This window comes from Bartonella sp. AA97HXZ, from assembly GCF_042196985.1.
Taxonomy (GTDB): Bacteria; Pseudomonadota; Alphaproteobacteria; order Rhizobiales; family Rhizobiaceae; genus Bartonella.
Map to the genome: position 1 here is coordinate 237,570 of NZ_JBHIRC010000001.1, position 19,457 is coordinate 257,026.

The 19,457-nt window shown below is 38.0% G+C and carries 18 protein-coding genes; 15 read left to right on the plus strand and 3 right to left on the minus strand.

Features of this window, described 5'->3' with window-relative positions; genetic code table 11:
* Positions 1-146 precede the first annotated feature (146 nt).
* Positions 147-2,036, minus strand: coding sequence for a peptidyl-prolyl cis-trans isomerase (locus ACFINE_RS00990; protein ID WP_375620757.1), 1,890 nt, complete (start codon positions 2,034-2,036; stop codon positions 147-149).
* Between the two features lie 154 nt (positions 2,037-2,190).
* Between ACFINE_RS00990 and tpiA the strand changes: the two genes are divergently transcribed.
* The 15 genes from tpiA to ACFINE_RS01065 all read left to right on the plus strand — a co-directional run bounded on the left by tpiA (position 2,191) and on the right by ACFINE_RS01065 (position 17,163).
* Positions 2,191-2,955 (plus strand): triose-phosphate isomerase, encoded by a 765-nt coding sequence (gene tpiA, locus ACFINE_RS00995; RefSeq protein ID WP_375620758.1) that lies wholly within the window; start codon positions 2,191-2,193, stop codon positions 2,953-2,955.
* Positions 2,956-3,037: 82 nt separating this feature from the next.
* Positions 3,038-3,490 carry a preprotein translocase subunit SecG gene (gene secG / locus ACFINE_RS01000; protein ID WP_375620759.1) on the plus strand — a complete coding sequence of 151 codons (453 nt, stop codon included), beginning with the start codon at positions 3,038-3,040 and terminating at the stop codon, positions 3,488-3,490.
* Positions 3,491-3,618: 128 nt separating this feature from the next.
* Positions 3,619-5,247 (plus strand): CTP synthase, encoded by a 1,629-nt coding sequence (locus ACFINE_RS01005; RefSeq protein WP_375611264.1) that lies wholly within the window; start codon positions 3,619-3,621, stop codon positions 5,245-5,247.
* 36 nt (positions 5,248-5,283) lie between these two features.
* Positions 5,284-6,120, plus strand: coding sequence for a 3-deoxy-8-phosphooctulonate synthase (gene kdsA, locus ACFINE_RS01010; protein ID WP_375620760.1), 837 nt, complete (start codon positions 5,284-5,286; stop codon positions 6,118-6,120).
* A gap of 71 nt (positions 6,121-6,191) precedes the next feature.
* Positions 6,192-7,463: a phosphopyruvate hydratase gene (gene eno, locus ACFINE_RS01015; protein ID WP_375620762.1), complete on the plus strand. Its 1,272-nt coding sequence runs from the start codon at positions 6,192-6,194 to the stop codon at positions 7,461-7,463.
* A gap of 112 nt (positions 7,464-7,575) precedes the next feature.
* Positions 7,576-7,983 carry an NINE protein gene (locus tag ACFINE_RS01020; RefSeq protein WP_375620763.1) on the plus strand — a complete coding sequence of 136 codons (408 nt, stop codon included), beginning with the start codon at positions 7,576-7,578 and terminating at the stop codon, positions 7,981-7,983.
* 379 nt (positions 7,984-8,362) lie between these two features.
* Positions 8,363-8,773: a TM2 domain-containing protein gene (locus ACFINE_RS01025; RefSeq protein WP_375620764.1), complete on the plus strand. Its 411-nt coding sequence runs from the start codon at positions 8,363-8,365 to the stop codon at positions 8,771-8,773.
* A gap of 369 nt (positions 8,774-9,142) precedes the next feature.
* The gene (locus ACFINE_RS01030) at positions 9,143-9,574 is read left to right on the plus strand and encodes a hypothetical protein (RefSeq protein ID WP_375620765.1); all 432 of its coding nucleotides are present in this window, start codon (positions 9,143-9,145) and stop codon (positions 9,572-9,574) included.
* 182 nt (positions 9,575-9,756) lie between these two features.
* Entirely contained in the window at positions 9,757-10,068 is a 312-nt protein-coding gene (locus ACFINE_RS01035) for a septum formation initiator family protein (RefSeq protein ID WP_012754998.1), read from the plus strand.
* A 137-nt stretch (positions 10,069-10,205) separates the two neighbouring features.
* Positions 10,206-11,246 carry a pyruvate dehydrogenase (acetyl-transferring) E1 component subunit alpha gene (pdhA, locus tag ACFINE_RS01040; protein ID WP_375620766.1) on the plus strand — a complete coding sequence of 347 codons (1,041 nt, stop codon included), beginning with the start codon at positions 10,206-10,208 and terminating at the stop codon, positions 11,244-11,246.
* A 16-nt stretch (positions 11,247-11,262) separates the two neighbouring features.
* A complete protein-coding gene (locus tag ACFINE_RS01045) occupies positions 11,263-12,630 on the plus strand; it encodes a pyruvate dehydrogenase complex E1 component subunit beta (protein ID WP_375620767.1) in 1,368 nt (455 codons plus the stop codon).
* Between the two features lie 14 nt (positions 12,631-12,644).
* The gene (locus tag ACFINE_RS01050) at positions 12,645-13,988 is read left to right on the plus strand and encodes a pyruvate dehydrogenase complex dihydrolipoamide acetyltransferase (protein WP_375612899.1); all 1,344 of its coding nucleotides are present in this window, start codon (positions 12,645-12,647) and stop codon (positions 13,986-13,988) included.
* A 220-nt stretch (positions 13,989-14,208) separates the two neighbouring features.
* Positions 14,209-15,669, plus strand: a complete 1,461-nt coding sequence (lpdA, locus tag ACFINE_RS01055) for a dihydrolipoyl dehydrogenase (RefSeq protein ID WP_375620768.1) — start codon at positions 14,209-14,211, stop codon at positions 15,667-15,669.
* Positions 15,670-15,736: 67 nt separating this feature from the next.
* Positions 15,737-16,699: a lipoyl synthase gene (lipA, locus tag ACFINE_RS01060; protein ID WP_375611273.1), complete on the plus strand. Its 963-nt coding sequence runs from the start codon at positions 15,737-15,739 to the stop codon at positions 16,697-16,699.
* Between the two features lie 2 nt (positions 16,700-16,701).
* On the plus strand, positions 16,702-17,163 hold the full coding sequence (locus ACFINE_RS01065) for a type II toxin-antitoxin system RatA family toxin (protein WP_273791149.1): 462 nt from the start codon (positions 16,702-16,704) through the stop codon (positions 17,161-17,163).
* A 597-nt stretch (positions 17,164-17,760) separates the two neighbouring features.
* On the opposite strand, the gene ACFINE_RS01070 is transcribed toward ACFINE_RS01065, so the two are convergent.
* Positions 17,761-18,249 carry a CinA family protein gene (locus ACFINE_RS01070; RefSeq protein ID WP_375620769.1) on the minus strand — a complete coding sequence of 163 codons (489 nt, stop codon included), beginning with the start codon at positions 18,247-18,249 and terminating at the stop codon, positions 17,761-17,763.
* A complete protein-coding gene (locus ACFINE_RS01075; protein ID WP_375620814.1) occupies positions 18,246-19,436 on the minus strand; it encodes a bifunctional 2-C-methyl-D-erythritol 4-phosphate cytidylyltransferase/2-C-methyl-D-erythritol 2,4-cyclodiphosphate synthase in 1,191 nt (396 codons plus the stop codon). The genes ACFINE_RS01070 and ACFINE_RS01075 overlap by 4 nt, the downstream gene beginning before the upstream one ends.
* Between the last annotated feature and the right edge of the window lie 21 nt (positions 19,437-19,457).

Genomic DNA, 19,457 nt, shown 5'->3' on the forward strand with positions numbered 1-19,457 from the left:
CATGCACTGTTTTGCGAGAAAATGAATCATTATACAAACGCTGATCCTAAGATATGCAGACAAGAAATCCGTCTTACCTCTTCAACTATAGACGAAGAGCTGATGAAAACTTTATCAATAAGTTCTTAAAATTATGCACAATCTTTTTATTGGAGAGCGTTAAAGATCTGATTATAATTTGTGCTATTAATTTCCAAAGGATGTTCTTTATTGGCAACTTGTAGCATTTCTAGCTTGAGATCTTCTCTTATCATCATATCTATATTGGCGCGGACCTCAGTTGAAAGAGTATGAGACGTGATATCTTTAGGCATGGTTACAGTCTTTATTTGATAAATGATACGGTTTGTTGCAACCGGACCTTTTATGATGCCATAATGACCTTTGGGAGCAGCAAATAATGCTTTAATCCCTTCAACGCCAAGGATTTCAGATGAGTCTTGACGCCGGAGGGCGGGTGTTGTTTGTTTTGTAACACCAAGGGTATGAGCAAGAGCAACAAGACTTTTTCCTTCCGTGAGCTGTTTGAGAGCATTTTGGGCTTTTTCATCAAGAAGACGTTGGATTTCCTCATTTTTCCATTGAGAAAGAACATCTAGCTTAGCCTCTTCAAGTGTCTTATCGCGGGCAGGAATAATTTTATCGACCTTGTACCAGAGATATCCACCATTTTGAAAAGAGAGAGGATCAAGATCGACTCCTTCGTTTGATTGATAGATGGCATTCAGTAAAATATCTTTTTGAGGTAAATCCGTGAGTATTGCACCTTCAAGCGTTTTTCCCGTTTTATCAATAGTAATTGTGCGCAAAGATAACTTGTATTGGTCAGCTAACTCTTTGAGAGAAGCTCCCTCAAAACGAGCATTTTCAATGGCAGCATAATTGTTACGGATATCATCAGTAGCACGATTTTTGGCAAGTGTTTGGCGAATATTTTCTTCTACACTTTCAAAAGGAAGAGAGCTTGAAGGTTCAATATGCGTAACGCGAATGAGAACAGGTCCCTGTAAGTCATTCATCACAGGACTGACTTGGCCTTGTTGAAGTTCAAAAATTTCAGATGTCAGATGATTAGGAAGTTCATTTTCTGCGAGAGGACCTTTTTTTATGTCATTAAGAGTCTTTTTTTCAGCTTTTACCAGTTCATCAAAACTCAATCCGTCAGCTATTTTTTTTGCTGCATTATCGGCTTCTTCGCGTGAGGGGAATCGCAGTTCTTCGAATGTACGCTTTTCAGGCGTTACAAAACGTGAAGCATTTTGTGTATAATAGGCTTTCGCCTCATCTGTTGAGATATCTTTAGGTTTTACAAAATCATTAAGTTCCATAGATAGCAAAGAGACAGTACGGTATTCTGGAGCACGAAATTGACTTTGATGTGTTTCAAACCATTTTTGTAATGTTTCGTAATCAGGATCAGCAATTGTTTTCTTTTCTTTTAGATCAATAACGAGATAATCAGCAATACGCATTTCTCCTTGATAAAGAGCAAGTGCTTTATAAAAGAGATTTGGTGCCTTCATATCAGAAAGTAAAGCAGCAATAAGCTGATTACGCTTTTCTTGTTTGGTGTAATAATTAAGAAAAGCACTTTCACTAATACGTAAATGCTGAAGATAGTTATAAAACAAGTTTTTATCAAAAGTGCCATTTACCTGGAACATCTTATCAGAACCAATCGTATGAGCTATTGTATCTTTTGAAAGACTTATTTTCATTTTACGTGCTTGTTCATCAAGCAGTACATTTTGTTGTAATTGATTAAATACAAAAGCAGGAATTTGGTATTGCTGCATTTCATTTGTTGTAAACATTCGTCCAAGATGAGCAGCATATGCTAAACGTGCGCTTTGATCGGCGAGTGCAAGACGATAATCATCGACAGTTACTGTGGACTTTCCAGAAGTAATAAGATCTCTTTCACTTTTTTTGTGTAACTGCGGTACCCCCCATAAAAGAATGAAGCATAAGAGTAAAATAGCAAGGAAAATTCTAAAAATCCAAGAATTTGTAGCATTTCTTATGATGTCAAGCATTGTTCAAGTCCATTTTTAATATGAGTTATTATCAAAGCTGTAATGGAATTTGCAATAAAGAGATGAAAGATGCAAGCTTTAAAGACTTGCTTTCATTTTATAATTTGGTAACTACAGATAAACAATGTATTGTAAAAGCTCTTGAGGTGAAAATATGTCTCCAAATATTCGGCCTTTTCTTGCTGGAAATTGGAAAATGAATGGAACGAGTGAATCGCTTGGAGAGTTGCGTGCTATTGCTACAGGCGTTAGCTCTGATCTAGGTCATCTTTTTGAGGCGCTTATTTGTGTTCCAGCAACGCTTTTATCGCGTGCTTCTAATACGCTGAATGGTGAAAATCTCCTTTTGGGAGGACAAAATTGTCACTTTGATGATCATGGTCCTTATACTGGAGATATTTCAGCTTTTATGCTTAAAGAAGCGGGAGCAAGTCATGTTATTATTGGGCATTCAGAACGTCGTACAGTGTACCAGGAAAATGATGCGATTGTCTGTGCCAAAGTGCAAGCTGCGTGGCGAGCAGGTCTTGTGGCTCTTGTATGTATTGGTGAAACATTGGAGGAGCGTAATAATAATAAAGTACTGGATATTCTCACGCAGCAGCTTGAAGAATCTCTCCCAGATGATGCAACAGCAGAGAATACCATTATCGCTTATGAACCAGTTTGGGCGATAGGCACCGGCAATACAGCGACTCCAGAAGATATTGCAAAAGTACATCATTTCATTCGTGATAGGGTGCGCTCTCGTTTTGGTGATGAAGGCAATAAGATACGTTTGCTTTATGGTGGATCCGTAAAACCATCCAATGCATTTGAGCTTTTAAGCATTGCTCATGTTAATGGTGCTTTGATAGGTGGAGCAAGCTTAAAAGCGATTGATTTTTTAACTATTTGCGATGTTTGTCGTAAACTATAGCAGAGAAATTTGAGTTTCCCCTTGGATTGTGCGTTATTTATGTGTAAATAGCTATTAAAGAGTTATTTAAAGAGCAGGGTTTATGCAAACAGTACTTATAGTTATTCATTTTTTGATTGTGATTACTTTGGTTGGTATTATATTAATTCAACCTTCAGAAGGTGGTGGGTTAGGTGTGAGTAATAGCTCAGGGTTGATGAAAACTCGTGGATCTCGAAACCCTTTAACACGTTTGACTGCTATTTTAGCCTGTTGTTTTTTTGTTGTATCTATTGGACTTACCGTAGTGAGTAATATATCAAATTCTAGTTCTGATATTTTAAAGCGTATACCGGTTAATTCAGAGCAGAATTCTACCAATAAAGACTCAGAATCAGTCCCATCATCAGATGGTGAGTCTTCCCCTTCTATTCTTGAACAGCTAGGAGGCACTTCGAATTCTTCGCAGGAACAGAAACAGTCCACAAATCCTGAAGTAGAAAGTCCAGTTCCTCAGGTTCTTGAAAATACAGTTCCCGATAACAGTACAAAATAGTTTTTTAAGAAAACATAGACTTTTTAAAAAAGGTGATTTTTTCGCCTTTTTTATTTTAGAAGGAAAATTGTTTCTTTTTGCATTTTTTGCTGGAAAAATCATTATAAATTGCTTATCACCATAAGCCCATGGCACGTTATGTTTTTATTACTGGTGGTGTGGTTTCTTCCCTTGGAAAAGGCATCGCAGCGGCGGCGTTAGCAGCGTTATTACAGGCTCGTGGCTATCGCGTACGTCTTCGCAAACTTGATCCTTATTTAAATGTTGATCCAGGTACGATGTCACCTTATCAACATGGTGAAGTATTTGTAACTGATGATGGTGCAGAAACGGATCTTGATCTTGGTCATTATGAGCGTTTTACTGGGCGTTCTGCAAATAGCCAAGATAATATTACAACAGGGCGTATTTATCGCAATATCATTGAACGAGAGCGGCGTGGTGATTATTTGGGGGCAACAGTCCAAGTTATTCCTCATGTTACGGATGAAATTAAGAGATTCATTACGATGGGAAATGAAGAATTTGATTTTGTTTTGTGTGAGATAGGTGGAACGGTTGGTGATATTGAAGCAATGCCTTTTCTAGAAGCGATTCGTCAGCTTCGCAATGAGCTACCGAGACAAAATGTCGTTTATGTCCATCTCACATTAATGCCTTATATTCCTTCAGCAGGTGAATTAAAAACGAAACCAACACAACATTCTGTCAAAGAATTGCAAGCAGTTGGTATTTCTCCTGATATTTTGCTTGTACGTGCAGATCGATCTATTCCAGAAACAGAACGGTGCAAATTATCACTTTTTTGCAATGTTCGCTCCAATGCAGTCATTCAGGCATTAGATATGCCAACAATTTATGATGTTCCTATGGCATACCATAAGGAGGGTTTGGACTCTGAAGTTCTTTGCGCTTTTGGAATCGATTCGGCACCTTCCCCCAAGATGGATCGTTGGGAAGATATTACGCATCGTATTCACCATCCTGAAGGAGAAGTTACGATTGCTGTTGTGGGAAAATATACGGGCTTAAAGGATGCTTATAAATCTCTTATTGAAGCGATTGCGCATGGTGGTTTAGCGAATAGAGTGAAGGTTAATATTGAGTGGATTGATTCGGAGCTTTTTGAAAAAGAAGATTCTGTTTCAGCTTTACAAAAAGCCCATGGAATTTTGGTTCCAGGTGCTTTTGGGGCACGAGGGGCAGAAGGGAAGATTCGAGCAATTCAATTTGCGCGAGAGCGTAAAGTTCCATTTTTAGGGATTTGTTTTGGGATGCAATTAGCTTGTATAGAAGCTGCGCGCAATATTGCACAGATTGAGAATGCTTCATCGAGTGAGTTTTGCGAAACAGACAATCCAATTGTAGGTTTAATGACAGAATGGCTTAAAGGAGACGTCCTTGAAAAACGTACAAGAAATGGTGATCTCGGCGGTTCGATGCGCCTTGGTGCTTTTGCTGCTGAATTAAAAGAAGAGAGTCATATTGCTCAAATTTATGGGGTGACCAAGATTGTCGAGCGACATCGTCATCGTTATGAGGTCAATATTGATTATAAGGATAAGTTAGAACAGTGTGGTTTGATTTTTTCTGGGATGTCTCCTGATGGTATTTTACCAGAAACGATAGAATATGTAGATCATCCATGGTTTATTGGTGTTCAATATCATCCAGAATTAAAATCCCGTCCTTTTGATCCACATCCGCTTTTTTCTTCTTTTATTGAAGCTGCTGTAGAACAAAGTCGATTAGTTTAATGCATAAATTGGGTTACTTTGCTTTTGAGGGATAAAATGACTAAACCAAATGCCCGTGTGAAAGTTGGAAATATGATTTTTTCAAATGAAATGCCTCTTTCATTAATTGCAGGGCCGTGTCAGATGGAAAGTCGTGATCATGCTTTTGAAATGGCTGGTCGTATTAAAACAATTACCGATCAGCTTGGTATCGGGTTTGTTTATAAATCAAGTTACGATAAAGCCAACAGAACCTCTTTGGGGGCGGCACGTGGTATTGGTCTTGAAAAAGCAATGTCCATTTTTTCTGATTTAAAAAAAGAGTTTAATTGTCCCATATTAACTGATGTGCATACAGAAGAGCAATGTACAATTGTTTCTTCTACAGTTGATATTTTACAAATACCGGCTTTTTTATGTCGTCAAACAGATCTTTTGGTAGCAGCCGCCAAAACAGAATGTGTTATTAACATTAAAAAAGGTCAGTTTTTAGCGCCGTGGGACATGGAGAATGTTTTAAAAAAGGTTGTTTGCAGTGGTAATCCGAATGTTATGCTTTGTGAGCGAGGCACGTCATTTGGTTACAACCGACTTATTTCTGATATGCGTTCGTTGCCTATTTTACGTTCATTTGGTGCTCCTGTTATTTTTGATGCAACGCATTCTGTTCAAGAACCTGGGGGGCAGGGGGCTTCATCTGGTGGGCAGCGTCAATTTGTTGAAATTTTAGCGCGTGCAGCTGTCTCTGTTGGGGTAGCTGGTATTTTTTTAGAAACACATCAAGATCCAGATAATGCACCTTCTGATGGACCTAATATGGTTAAAGTTGATGATTTACAAAGATTGCTTGAGACTTTAATGGAATTTGATTATCTGTCAAAAAAGTTGAGCTGAGAAGAGAAAAAATATTTCATTAATAGGGCATTATAAATGAATCGAGACTTTTATTGGATAAGGAAACACATATGACTATAATTGTCGATATCATTGGGCGTGAAGTTCTTGATAGCCGTGGTAATCCAACGGTAGAAGTTGATGTTCATTTGGAGAATGGAGCTTTTGGTCGCGCTCTGGTTCCTTCGGGAGCTTCAACAGGAGCACACGAGGCTATAGAGCTTCGTGATGGTGGTTTGCGCTATCAAGGGAAAGGTGTTGAAAAAGCGGTTGCTGCAGTTAATGGCGAAATTCTTGAAGAACTTGGTGGGCGGGATGCAACAAATCAAATTGCTATTGATCAAGCAATGATTGCTTTGGATGGAACGCCAAACAAAGCCCGTCTTGGTGCCAATGCACTTCTTGGTGTTTCATTAGCTGTTGCAAAAGCAGCTGCGGATTCATTAAATTTACCTTTGTATCGTTATATTGGTGGTACACAAGCGCATATTCTTCCAACCCCCATGATGAATATTATTAATGGTGGCGTTCATGCTGATAATTTGATTGATTTTCAAGAGTTTATGATTATCCCTATAGGAGCTCCTACTGTAAGAGAAGCTATCCGTTATGGCGCTGAGATTTTCCATGCATTGAAAAAGCGTTTAAAAGATGCGGGTTATAATACCAATGTTGGTGATGAAGGTGGTTTTGCTCCTCAATTTAAAAGTGCTGATCAAGCAATTGATTTTATTATGGAATCTATCATGATATGTGGTTATAAACCAGGTGAACAAATTGCCATTGGTTTAGACTGTGCTTCAACCGAATTTTATAAAAATGGTTCGTATTTTTATAAAGGTGAGGGGAAATGCCGAGACATCCAAGAGCAGGTAGATTATTTAGCGCATCTTGTGAAAAATTATCCTATTATTACAATTGAAGATGGAATGGCAGAGGATGATTGGGAAGGTTGGAAGCTACTTACTGACACAATTGGAGAAAAATGTCAGCTTGTTGGCGATGATTTGTTTGTAACGAATTCAGCACGTTTGCGTGATGGTATCAAAATGGGGGTAGGCAATTCTATTCTCATAAAAGTTAATCAAATTGGTACATTGAGTGAAACACTCGATGCTGTAGAAGTAGCACATAAAGCAGGTTATCGTGCCATTATATCTCATCGTTCAGGCGAGACAGAGGATTCTTTCATTGCAGATCTTGCTGTTGCAACGAATTGTGGACAAATTAAAACAGGTTCTCTTGCACGTTCGGATAGATTAGCAAAATACAATCAACTTATTCGTATTGAAGAAATGCTAGGAGCCCAAGCGCATTATGCTGGTGATTTATATCGTGTATAGTTGTGAGCAAAAAATATGAAAATATAAGATCATTTAGATTATGAAATTGAGATTTCTTATCAAAGGCATATGCATAGTAATTTTATAGGTATTTAAATTTATAGGGATTAAGATGAGAGGTGTGATTATTACTCAAGATCAAGGAATGTATCTCGTTTCGGGTGATGACGGTAAGCGTTATCAGTTTGCGACTTGGGATTGGTTGGGAAAGAAACCACCAAGGATTGGTGATGCGGTTGATTTTGTCTATGAAGGGGGTGTTGTCAGTTCTGTTTTTCCATTGTTGAGATCAGGTACAGAGAACACAAAGATAATGTTCGCACTGCTTTGTTGGGTTGCAGGTATCTTTGGTGTTCATCGCTTTATGGTTGGGAGAGTTCGGACGGGTACTTTAATGCTCGTTTTATCTTTATCATTGTTTGGATTGATAATTACCGGTATTTGGGCAATTGTTGATTTTATACTCATTGTTGCTGGAAAATTTACTGATAAAGATGGGAATCAGATTACAGATTTGTGAAAATCTTATAATAAAAAAAATAGTAAAGTTTACTTTTTATTTCGATCAATATATTAAGTTGCATAATGCAGGATTATTGTATTCTATTTCTTTAATGTGAGATATTAAGAGAAATATGCACAGCTGAATAAAAGTATTGAAAAAGACTGTGCTATTTTATGTGGGTAAAACAACGACGTAAATCAACTAAGGTTGTTTTGTATTGCTGCTTATAGCAGCAGAAAGCGTTAGATCATTGGGGGGACAAAACTATTTTAATTTCATGTTTATCACGGCTGCTACAAATTTTATTTACGTCGTGAGGTTAATCAACATATTATAAAAAGAAATAATCTCTTTATGAATAACACATAAGGAGCAGCTTTATAGGTGGGCAAGGATGAAGGGTAAAATTATTGGTCAAGATCAAGGAGTTTATCTCGTTTCGGGAGGTGATGATAAGCGTTATCAATTTGAGGATTGGAATTGGTTAGGAAAAAAACCACCGAGTATAGGGGATATTGTTGATTTTGTATATGAAGATAATGTTGTTAAATCTGTTCTCCCTCTCTTGAGTCAAAAAGAATCAGAGCAATCAAGATTAGGTCTGGCAGTTATTTGTTTTTTTTTGGGATGGTTGGGTATTCACCGCTTTATGGCTGGTAAAATTGGAACGGGTATCGTAATGCTTCTCATAAATGTAACAGGTATAGGAATTCTTATCAATATACTGTGGTCATTTATTGATTTTATAGTTATTTTATCTGGATATTTTAGAGATGCAGATGGCAATAAAATTACCAAGTTATAGCAACTCGACAAAATTTTAATATAAATAAATAATTTTATTTATATTTATCAATATATTAATTTAATAATGTAAGTTATTTTATTCTATGTCTTTAATGTTAAATATTAAATAAAATTATGGGTATTTAAATAAAAATATTGAAAAAGAATGTACTATTTCATATAAAAAACAAAAGTACAAATCGAACAGCGTGCTTTGTATTGCCACTTATAAATGCGGGAATTTTAAGTTGTTGGGGGATTTTAGGCTTTTTTAAATGTCGTATATCACTGTGAGTACAGATCGTATTCATGCAGTGAGGTTTATCCAACATATTATCATATTAGAAGAAAAGCTTCTTTATGCATAACAATTTTATAGGTGGTGAAGATGAAAGGTAAAATTATTAGTCAGGATCAAGGAAATTATTTCGTTTCAGGTGGTGATGGTAAGCGTTATCAGTTCTTGAGTAGGAATTGGTCAGGAAAAAAGCCACCAAAGGTTGGTGATATGGTTGATTTTGTCTGTGAAGGGGATACTATTAAGTCTGTTTTCCCTATCTTGTCAGCAGGGCAGCCACAACAATCAAAAATGTTGTTAGCGATCGTTTGCTTGTGTTTTGGTGCATTGGGGATTCATCGTTTTATGGTTGGTAAAATTATAACAGGCATTGTAATGCTTCTTATAACTATACTAAGTACAATAGGTCTACTATTTATGGGGATAGGGCTTATAGGGATTATTTTTATAATTATACCTTGGGTATTGATTGATTTTATTCTTATTTTAACAGGAAATTTTAGGAAAAAAGCTACAAATTAGAGGATATCCAATATTTATAATATAAAAAGTGAGGCATTCAACTTACTTTGATCGTATTAAGGGGGGGGATAAATTGAAATAACAAATTATTTTGGTGTAGATTTGGTAATGAGGTATTAATCAAAATCATGCATAGTTGGGCAAAATATCAAGAAATTTTGCTGTAAAGACTGTGCTATTTTATGTGGACAAAGCAGAAACGTCGATCAATCAAAGTACGCTTTGTACTACCTCTTATGACGGTGGGAGTCTTAAGCTATTTCAGTTATCACATTTATCATGGTGAGTATGGATTGTATTCACGCAGTGAAGTTAATCAGCATATTAGCGAATTAGAAAAGGAGCTTCATAAAATAGAAGCTGAGCGGATATTCATGGAAAAGCGTATTTCTCTTTTACGCAACGGGCATATAGAAAAAGATATGTTGGATGAGTATGTCCGAAAGAATTTGAACTTTTCTAAGCCAAATGAACTGACAATCTTAATACCTTGAAATTGATACTAAAGGTAAATGAAAAATCGCTTAATTTAAACAACAATCAGCAATGATATTGTTTAAGCCGGATTGATAAGGCTTGTAACTTTTGTTCGTAAAGGTTATTCCTAAATAATCATAAAAGGGAGTTTAATATGGCAGAACGACTTAAAAAAAATTCTGCGTCGGTGGCGCGCACTGCATTATCAAGCACCACAAAGAAAGCACCAATAGCAGATTTTACAAAAGAAGAAGAACTTGATGCTTATCGTGAAATGCTTTTAATTCGCCGTTTTGAAGAAAAAGCAGGACAACTTTATGGTATGGGGCTTATTGGGGGATTTTGTCACCTTTATATTGGTCAGGAAGCCGTTGTTATAGGAACATTGAAAGCGGCAAAAGAAGGTGATCAGGTTATTACGTCTTACCGTGATCATGGTCATATGTTAGCGGTTGGGATGAGTCCGCGTGGTGTTATGGCAGAATTAACGGGACGTCAAGGTGGCTTTTCCAAAGGGAAAGGTGGCTCGATGCATATGTTCTCTAAAGAAAAGAACTTTTATGGGGGACATGGTATTGTTGGTGCGCAGGTTCCCATTGGTTCAGGTTTGGCATTTTCGAATCAGTACCTTGGTAAAGATAATGTGACATTGGTTTATTTTGGTGATGGTGCTGCAAATCAGGGGCAGGTTTACGAGAGTTTTAATATGGCTTCACTTTGGAAGCTTCCCGTTGTTTATATTATTGAAAACAATCAGTATGCTATGGGAACGTCAGTTTCACGTGCATCTGCAGAAACTGATTTTTCACGACGTGGTCTTTCTTTTGAAATTCCAGGTATTGTTGTTGACGGTATGGATGTTCGATCAGTAAAAGGAGCTGCTGATGAAGCAATTTCTTGGGCACGCTCAGGTAAAGGACCGATCATTCTTGATATGCAGACCTATCGCTATCGTGGTCATTCCATGTCTGATCCAGCAAAATATCGTTCAAAGGAAGAAGTCCAAAAAATAAAAGAGGAGCACGATCCGATTGATCAAGTAAAAAGTCGGATTCTTAAAAAAAATTGGGCGAGCGAAGACGATTTAAAATCTATTGAGAAAGAGGTCCGTGCAATTGTTGCTGATGCGGTAGATTTTGCACAAAGTGATCAAGAGCCAGATGCTTCTGAGCTCTATACTGATATTTTAGTTTGATGCGAGGGAAGCAAGTATGTCTATTGATATTTTGATGCCGACGCTTTCACCAACTATGGAAGAAGGTAAACTGTCTAAATGGCTCAAGAAAGAAGGTGATAAGGTTAGCTCTGGCGATGTTATTGCTGAAATTGAAACGGATAAGGCTACAATGGAAGTAGAGGCCGTTGATGAAGGTACTCTTGGTAAAATTTTTGTGCCTGAAGGTTCAGAAGGCGTAAGGGTTAACACTGTTATTGCAATTTTGTTAGAAGAAGGTGAGCGTGCTGAGGATATTTCGCAACCTACTGATACAGCACAAAAAACTAAGGAATCTGCTCTTTCTCTGCCTTTGTCAGTTCCGCAGGCTGCTCCTACTTTTGATACATCTCTTAATTTTGATATTCCAGCGGGAACACAAATGGTTACAATGACAGTTCGTGAAGCGCTTAATCAGGCTTTGGCTGAAGAAATGCGGCGTGATGAAACAGTTTTTCTTATGGGGGAAGAAGTCGCGCAATATCAAGGTGCCTATAAGGTTAGTCAAGGTTTGTTGGAAGAATTCGGAGAACGCCGAGTTATTGATACCCCAATTACAGAACACGGCTTTGCTGGGCTGGCTGTCGGGGCTGCTTTTGGTGGGTTACGTCCTATTGTCGAGTTTATGACCTTTAATTTTGCGATGCAGGCGATGGACCAAATTATTAACTCAGCAGCCAAAACACGTTATATGTCTGGTGGACAAATGACCGCTCCTATGGTTTTCCGAGGTCCCAATGGCGCGGCTGCCCGTGTTGGTGCTCAACATTCTCAATGTTATGCTGCATGGTATAGTCATGTACCAGGTTTGAAAGTTGTCATGCCTTATAGTGCTGCAGATGCAAAAGGTTTGCTGAAATCTGCTATTCGTGATGATAATCCTGTTATTTTCCTTGAAAATGAGATTTTGTATGGGCATCAATTTGATGTTCCTCAACTGGATGATTTTCTTTTGCCTATTGGTAAGGCACGTATTCATAAGTCTGGACAAGATGTGACGATTGTTGCATGTGGAATTGGGATGCATTATGCTGTTCAAGCGTTACCAGAAATTGAAAAACTTGGTATTGATGTTGAATTGATTGATTTACGAACCATTCGCCCGATGGATCTTCCAACAATTCTTTCGTCAGTTAAAAAAACAGGTCGTTTGGTAACAATTGAAGAGGGATTTCCTCAGTCATCTGTGGGAACTGAAATAGCAACGCGTGTTATGCAGCAGGCTTTTGACTATCTTGATGCACCAATTGCTACGATTTCTGGTAAAGATGTTCCGATGCCTTATGCCGCTAATCTTGAGAAGTTGGCTTTGCCTAATACTGCTGAAATTATTGAGGCCGTTAAGGCTGTGACATACAGAGCATAACGGAGGAAAGCATAATGCCCATTAAAATTACAATGCCAGCGCTTTCCCCTACGATGGAAGAGGGAAATTTAACAAAATGGAATATTAAGGAGGGAGATAAGGTTTCCTCTGGTGATGTTATTGCTGAAATTGAGACGGATAAAGCGACAATGGAAGTCGAAGCCGTTGATGAAGGTAGGGTTGCTAAAATTGTTGTTCCTGCTGGAACACAAGGCGTTAAAGTAAATGCTTTAATTGTTGTTTTAGCAGAAGAAGGTGAAGATTTAGCTGAAGCTGCAAAAGTTGCAGAAGAAATCTCTTCTTCTACAAGACAAAAACCAGAGGGCATCAAACAGACAGATTCTCTGAAACAGACGGACTCAAAGGGAATAAAAATGTCTCACGAATCATCAACTGGGCAATTAATACAGCAAGATAAAAAGGAAGCTCGTCTTTTTGCCTCTCCCTTAGCGCGGCGATTAGCATCTCAGGCAGGTCTTGATTTATCCCTTATTTCTGGAAGTGGTCCGCATGGGCGTATTATTAAGCGCGATGTAGAAAAAGCTGTGAGCAGCGATATGTCTAAAGTGTCTTATTCATCATCGATAGGGGAGCTAATAGCTACAGGTGCTTCGGACAAACAGATATTGAAACTCTTCAAAGAGGATGAATATAGCTTCGCTCCCCATAATAATATGCGTAAAACAATCGCGACACGTTTGGTGGAATCAAAACAGAGAGTCCCACATTTCTATGTAACGGTAGATTGTGAACTTGATGCGCTATTAGCACTGCGTACACAACTAAATGCTGCTGCTCCAATGGTTAAGGGGCAGGAAGAAACTCAGCCTACTTATAAGCTTTCTGTTAATGATATGGTGATCAAAGCTGTCGCACTTTCTTTGAAAGCGGTTCCTGATGCGAATGTTTCTTGGCTTGAAGGCGGGATGCTTCATCATAAACATTGTGATGTTGGGGTTGCTGTTTCTATTCCCAATGGATTAATTACACCAATTATTCGCCATGCAGAGAAAAAGCCGTTATCACTTATTTCCAAAGAGATGAAGGATTTTGCAAAGCGTGCGCGCGAGGGCAAGTTAAAAATGGAAGAATATCAGGGTGGAACAACAGCTGTATCAAATATGGGGATGTATGGTATAAAAAGTTTTTCGGCTATTCTTAATCCACCGCATGCGACGATTTTTGCGATTGGTGCAGGGGAGCAACGCGCCGTTGTTAAAAATGGTGCATTAGTTGTTGCGACAGTTATGTCAGTTACGCTTTCTGCGGATCATCGTGCTGTCGATGGTGCTTTAGCAGCAGAGCTCGCGCGGACTTTTAAGAAGATGATTGAAAATCCATTAGCAATGTTGGTTTGAACTGTTTAACAGTTCTTCACGTAAATTGTGAGAAAGCGTGTTAGGAGAATAGAAACAAATTTAAAGAGTTTAAAGAGCAATGTTATTGCTATTTCTGGTTTGGGTAAAGCATTTACGTGAAGCTTAAAGCAAAGACATAAGATAATTCTCTCATGTTGTTTTACAGTCTTAAGTTCAAAAAATGCATATCCGTTTTTTATATATCCATGGAGGAATTACTGTGGCAAATCTTTATGATGTAATTGTGATTGGATCAGGTCCAGGCGGATATGTAACCGCAATTCGTGCAGCACAATGTGGCTTTAAGACTGCGATTGTTGAACGTGAACATTTGGGAGGGATCTGTTTAAATTGGGGATGTATTCCAACAAAGGCCCTTCTACGTTCAGCGGAAATGAAACATTTTGCTGAACATGCGACAAATTATGGATTAAAAATTAATGGTTCAATTGAGGCAAACATCAAAGATGTTGTGGCACGTTCACGGGGTGTTTCAGCACGTTTAAATGCTGGTGTTGGTTTTTTAATGAAAAAAAACAAAATTGATATTATCTGGGGTGAAGCAAAGCTTACTAAAGAAGCAAAGGGAAGCCTTCCTGCGGAAATTATGGTTTCTTCATCCTCCAAACCGATTATGCAACCGCAAAATCCAGTCCCTAAAGGGACGTTAGGGGAGGGAACTTATCAAGCAAAGCATATCATTATTGCAACGGGCGCACGTCCTCGTGTCCTTCCTGGTATTGAGCCAGATGGAAAACTCATTTGGACTTATTTTGAAGCTATGATACCGCCAGCAATGCCAAAATCGCTTTTGGTTATAGGGTCTGGGGCTATTGGCATTGAATTTGCTTCTTTTTATCATGATATGGGGGCGACAGTAACTGTTGTTGAAATGATGCCCCATATCATGCCTGCTGAAGATATTGAAATTTCAACGTTTGCTCGTAAACAGTTAGAGAAAAAAGGTTTACGTATTCTTCGTCAAGCAAAAGTAACAAAGGTTGAAAAATCTTCCGATTCTGTAAGTGTACATATTGATGTTCAAGGTAAAATAGAGTCAATGACTGTTGACCGGTTGATTTCCGCTGTTGGGGTGCAAGGTAATATTGAGAATCTTGGTTTAGAAGCTTTGGGAATAAAAACCGATCGCGGCTGCATTGTAACTGATGAATGGAGTTGGACGGGGGTGGAAGGTATTTATGCTATTGGTGATGTAGCAGGCCCTCCTATGTTGGCCCATAAAGCAGAAGAAGAAGGTGTGATATGTATTGAGCATCTTGCAGGTTTGAAAAGAGCTCATCCACTTGATAAAAGAAAAATTCCAGGGTGTACATATTGTACACCACAGGTTGCCTCTGTAGGGCTTTCAGAAGCGGCAGCAAAAGAAGCAGGTTATGATATACGTATTGGTCGTTATTCTTTTGCTGCGAATGGTAAGGCGATTGCTTTGGGTGAAGATCAGGGGTTAGTAAAAACGATTTTTGATAAAAAAACAGGACAGCTTCTCGGGGCCCATATGGTAGGGGCTGAGGTAACAGAATTGATACAGGGTTTTGTTATTGCTATGAATCTTGAAACAACAGAAGAAGAATTAATGCATACTGTCTTTCCACATCCGACCTTATCGGAAATGATGAAAGAAAGTGTATTAGATGCTTATGGTCAAGTTTTAAACGCTTGATGACTGGATTGTATGAAAAGTTTTATATTTTTGATTGTTACTTCGTATTTATAAGGCAAAGGCTTAAATGGTTACGGTTGTTGATAGAGTTGCAAATAGACGATTGCGTCATCCTGAAAAGGCACATCGTCCTGATACAAGCGTTCAAAAAAAGCCAGATTGGATTCGTGTAAAAGCGCCAACATCACCAATTTATAAGGAAACACATGGTATTGTACGTACGCATAAGCTAGTGACTGTATGTGAAGAAGCTGGTTGTCCTAATATTGGCGAATGTTGGAGCCAGAGGCATGCTAGCTTTATGATTTTAGGTGAAATATGTACGCGTGCTTGTGCTTTTTGTAACGTTGCAACAGGTATTCCACTTGCCGTTGATGATAATGAGCCAGAACGTGTCGCTGATGCTGTTGCAAGGATGGAATTAAAACATGTTGTCATTACATCTGTTGATCGTGATGATCTTGCTGATGGTGGTGCTGAGCATTTTGCAAAAGTTATTTATGCGATTCGTCAAAAAACTCCTAAAACAACAATTGAAGTTCTTACACCTGATTTTCGTCATAAGGATGGCGCTTTAGAAGTTGTTGTTGCTGCTAAGCCTGATGTTTTTAATCATAACTTAGAAACAGTTCCTTCTAAATATTTGAAGGTCCGTCCAGGGGCACGTTATTTTCATTCAATTCGTTTGTTACAACGTGTTAAAGAACTTGATCCAACAATTTTTACAAAATCGGGAATTATGGTTGGCCTCGGGGAGGAGCGAAATGAAGTTTTGCAATTGATGGATGATTTGCGCGCTGCTGATGTTGACTTTATGACAATTGGACAATATTTGCAGCCTACACGAAAACATCATCCAGTTGTTCGTTTTGTGCCTCCTGAAGAATTTGAGTCTTTTGCCAAGATTGGTAAAGTAAAAGGATTTTTACATATGGCCTCCAATCCTCTAACGCGTTCATCTCATCATGCTGGAGATGATTTTGCCATTTTGCAAAAAGCGCGTGATGAAAAATTTTCCTTACAGAGATAATTATGCCGATTTTTACAATACATCGGCAGATCACCCATAGTGCCAGTGAAATGTTTGATCTGGTTTCAGATATTGAGCGTTATCCTGAATTTTTACCAATGTGTGAGTCTTTAATAATACGTTCTCGAAAAGAATATGGAAAAAAAATATTGCTTCTTGCGGATATGACCGTTGGCTATAAGATTATTCGTGAAACTTTTACGACTCAAGTATTTCTTCAGCCGGAAAAAAGTCTTATAGAAGTTAAATATATTGATGGTCCATTCAAATATCTTGAAAATCGTTGGGCCTTTCATGATATTGAAAATACCAATGCATGTAATGTAGAGTTTTTTATTGATTATGAGTTTAAAAGTAAAACGCTTGGATTAGTGATGGGCTCAATGTTTGATATTGCGTTTCGTAAATTTACCGAGGCTTTTGAGAAGCGTGCGCATCAGATTTATGGCTCTACGGTAACATAGTCTATTCTGTTATTTTTTAACAATACCTATTGCTTAAACAGCGTGAAGGTGAAAACCGGTTTCCATCTTTACTATTTGTTTTTAATTCAGCTTTCAAAAGTATATTGAAGGAATATCATTTTAAATGATGAAGATGATGCACAGCTTCATGCTTTTGTTTCTCTCTTTTTTAATGGATGCACACTCATTAAACAAAACGCCCAAATAGAACCTGCTTGCGTCATACCCATTTCATAATAGTGCTCATAATAAATAGTATAGATTCTCGTAAAAGTATATAAAATCTACATCTGTACACTTATGAAGAATTCCTCCTGTATCATTTATTTGCTATCTCTCAAGATGTTGTGCCAGCTCTTAGCACTTGAGAGAAGTACAAGTGTCTCTTTCTTTAATCATTTTATTTATACAGTTTTTTCTCTTGTGGCGTGCAAGTGAATAAATTTGATTAATTCAACCTACACAGGACTGAAGTGAGATAACTTTACGCTATTCAGATCTTTCATTTTCAAGTTGTGATACAATAAAATTTTTTCAAGATGTTGACGATTATAGACACGATGGGGAATAAAGAATTTTGAAATTAGTATGGGGAATTCAGTGAAGCAATTCCAGAATCATTTTAAAAGCATTTTCAACAGTTGCGTGGCGGATAGCATTGCGATTAAGATGAGCAAAGTGCATTTCTTTGTGCAGGGGAGAGTGGTTTTTGTAAGCAACTGCGCAATGCACAAGTCCTACAGGTTTATCAAGACTTGCACCTCCTGGACCAGCAATTCCTGTTACAGAAACTGCAATGTCAGCTTGTGAATGTTTTAATCCACCCTCAGCCATTGCAAGAGCAACTTCTTTTGAAACGGCACCATAGGTTCTTATAAGTTCAGCACAAACGCCAACAAGGCGTATTTTAGATTCATTTGAATAAACAACAAATCCACAATCGAGAACATCTGACGATCCAGCAATATTTGTGAGGCATGCAGCAATGAGTCCCCCTGTACAAGACTCTACAGTTGTTAACAGCAAACCTTTTTGGCGAAAGGTATTAAGGACTTCATGTGCGTGTTTTTCACAAAGATATGTCATTGGGGAATTTCTCCTGAATAAAGGACGCTCACTGTTGCAAGAGCAGCAATTCCCTCACCACGACCAATAAATCCAAGCCTTTCATTTGTTGTTGCTTTGATAGAGATTCGATCAGGTGTTATTGCAAGTATTGTTATAAGATTTTCTGTCATGGCATGACGATATGGACTAATTTTAGGATTTTCAGCGATAATTGTGATATCAACATTGGCGATACGACCACCTGCTTGTTTTATAATATCAAGAGCATGACGGAGAAAAATTTCTGATGATACATTTTTCCATTGAGGATCAGAGGGAGGAAAATGTGTACCGATATCTCCAGCACCTTGAGTTGCAAGAAGGGCATCTGTTAATGCATGAAGAGCAACATCCGCATCGGAGTGTCCATTTAATTTTTTATGAAAAGGGATTTTTATACCACATAATATAAGAAAATCACCATCCTCAAAAGAGTGAACATCATAACCATTGCCGGTACGAATATCAGGAAATATTTGCATTTTCTTTTGGAGATATAAATGTGCAGTATTAAAATCTTCATGCCATGTAATTTTTATGTTGTTAGGATCCCCAGGAATGGTACGCATAGGAATTCCAAACCATTCGGCAATTGCAGAATCGTCAGTGAATTCTTGTTTGCAAGCTTGTTTTGCTTGTTTATGGGCCGCTAAGATATGTTCAAAGGGAAAACACTGTGGAGTTTGTGCACTATAAAGATGGGTACGGGGAATTGTTTCTAAAACATGCTGATTATTTATACGTTTAAGGGTATCAGAGATGGGCAGAACAGGAAGAACACCTTCTTGAGGCGTGATAGTGTTGTGAATGTTATTAAGAAGCTTGTTTTCGATAAAAGGGCGTGCACCATCATGAATATGCACATATTGGGGGGCAAATTTTTTGAGTGCCTGAAGTCCATATAAGGTAGAGATTTGACGTGTATTGCCTCCTTCAACGATAATAAGGCGCTCTTTAAAATCGTCAATAGCTTGTTCACAGATTTGACGATCTTCTGGATGAATAACAAGAATAATTGTTGTGATAGCTGGATGCTGCAAAAAACAATGCACGGTATGATAAATAATTGGCTTTTGTCCTAGAAGCCGATATTGTTTTGGAATTTTATGGGGAGATCCTGCTCTTTCACCCCGTCCAGCGGCTAATATTATTGCTGCAATAGAAATACTTAATCTCCTTGTATTATA

Excerpts from the sequence above, each read along its gene's own strand:
- ACFINE_RS00990 (WP_375620757.1), bottom strand. The coding sequence starts at position 2,036 with ATGCTTGACATCATAAGAAATGCTACAAATTCTTGGATTTTTAGAATT.
- tpiA (WP_375620758.1), top strand. The coding sequence starts at position 2,191 with ATGTCTCCAAATATTCGGCCTTTTCTTGCTGGAAATTGGAAAATGAAT.
- secG (WP_375620759.1), top strand. The coding sequence starts at position 3,038 with ATGCAAACAGTACTTATAGTTATTCATTTTTTGATTGTGATTACTTTG.
- ACFINE_RS01005 (WP_375611264.1), top strand. The coding sequence starts at position 3,619 with ATGGCACGTTATGTTTTTATTACTGGTGGTGTGGTTTCTTCCCTTGGA.
- kdsA (WP_375620760.1), top strand. The coding sequence starts at position 5,284 with ATGACTAAACCAAATGCCCGTGTGAAAGTTGGAAATATGATTTTTTCA.
- eno (WP_375620762.1), top strand. The coding sequence starts at position 6,192 with ATGACTATAATTGTCGATATCATTGGGCGTGAAGTTCTTGATAGCCGT.
- ACFINE_RS01020 (WP_375620763.1), top strand. The coding sequence starts at position 7,576 with ATGAGAGGTGTGATTATTACTCAAGATCAAGGAATGTATCTCGTTTCG.
- ACFINE_RS01025 (WP_375620764.1), top strand. The coding sequence starts at position 8,363 with ATGAAGGGTAAAATTATTGGTCAAGATCAAGGAGTTTATCTCGTTTCG.
- ACFINE_RS01030 (WP_375620765.1), top strand. The coding sequence starts at position 9,143 with ATGAAAGGTAAAATTATTAGTCAGGATCAAGGAAATTATTTCGTTTCA.
- ACFINE_RS01035 (WP_012754998.1), top strand. The coding sequence starts at position 9,757 with ATGTGGACAAAGCAGAAACGTCGATCAATCAAAGTACGCTTTGTACTA.
- pdhA (WP_375620766.1), top strand. The coding sequence starts at position 10,206 with ATGGCAGAACGACTTAAAAAAAATTCTGCGTCGGTGGCGCGCACTGCA.
- ACFINE_RS01045 (WP_375620767.1), top strand. The coding sequence starts at position 11,263 with ATGTCTATTGATATTTTGATGCCGACGCTTTCACCAACTATGGAAGAA.
- ACFINE_RS01050 (WP_375612899.1), top strand. The coding sequence starts at position 12,645 with ATGCCCATTAAAATTACAATGCCAGCGCTTTCCCCTACGATGGAAGAG.
- lipA (WP_375611273.1), top strand. The coding sequence starts at position 15,737 with ATGGTTACGGTTGTTGATAGAGTTGCAAATAGACGATTGCGTCATCCT.
- ACFINE_RS01065 (WP_273791149.1), top strand. The coding sequence starts at position 16,702 with ATGCCGATTTTTACAATACATCGGCAGATCACCCATAGTGCCAGTGAA.
- ACFINE_RS01070 (WP_375620769.1), bottom strand. The coding sequence starts at position 18,249 with ATGACATATCTTTGTGAAAAACACGCACATGAAGTCCTTAATACCTTT.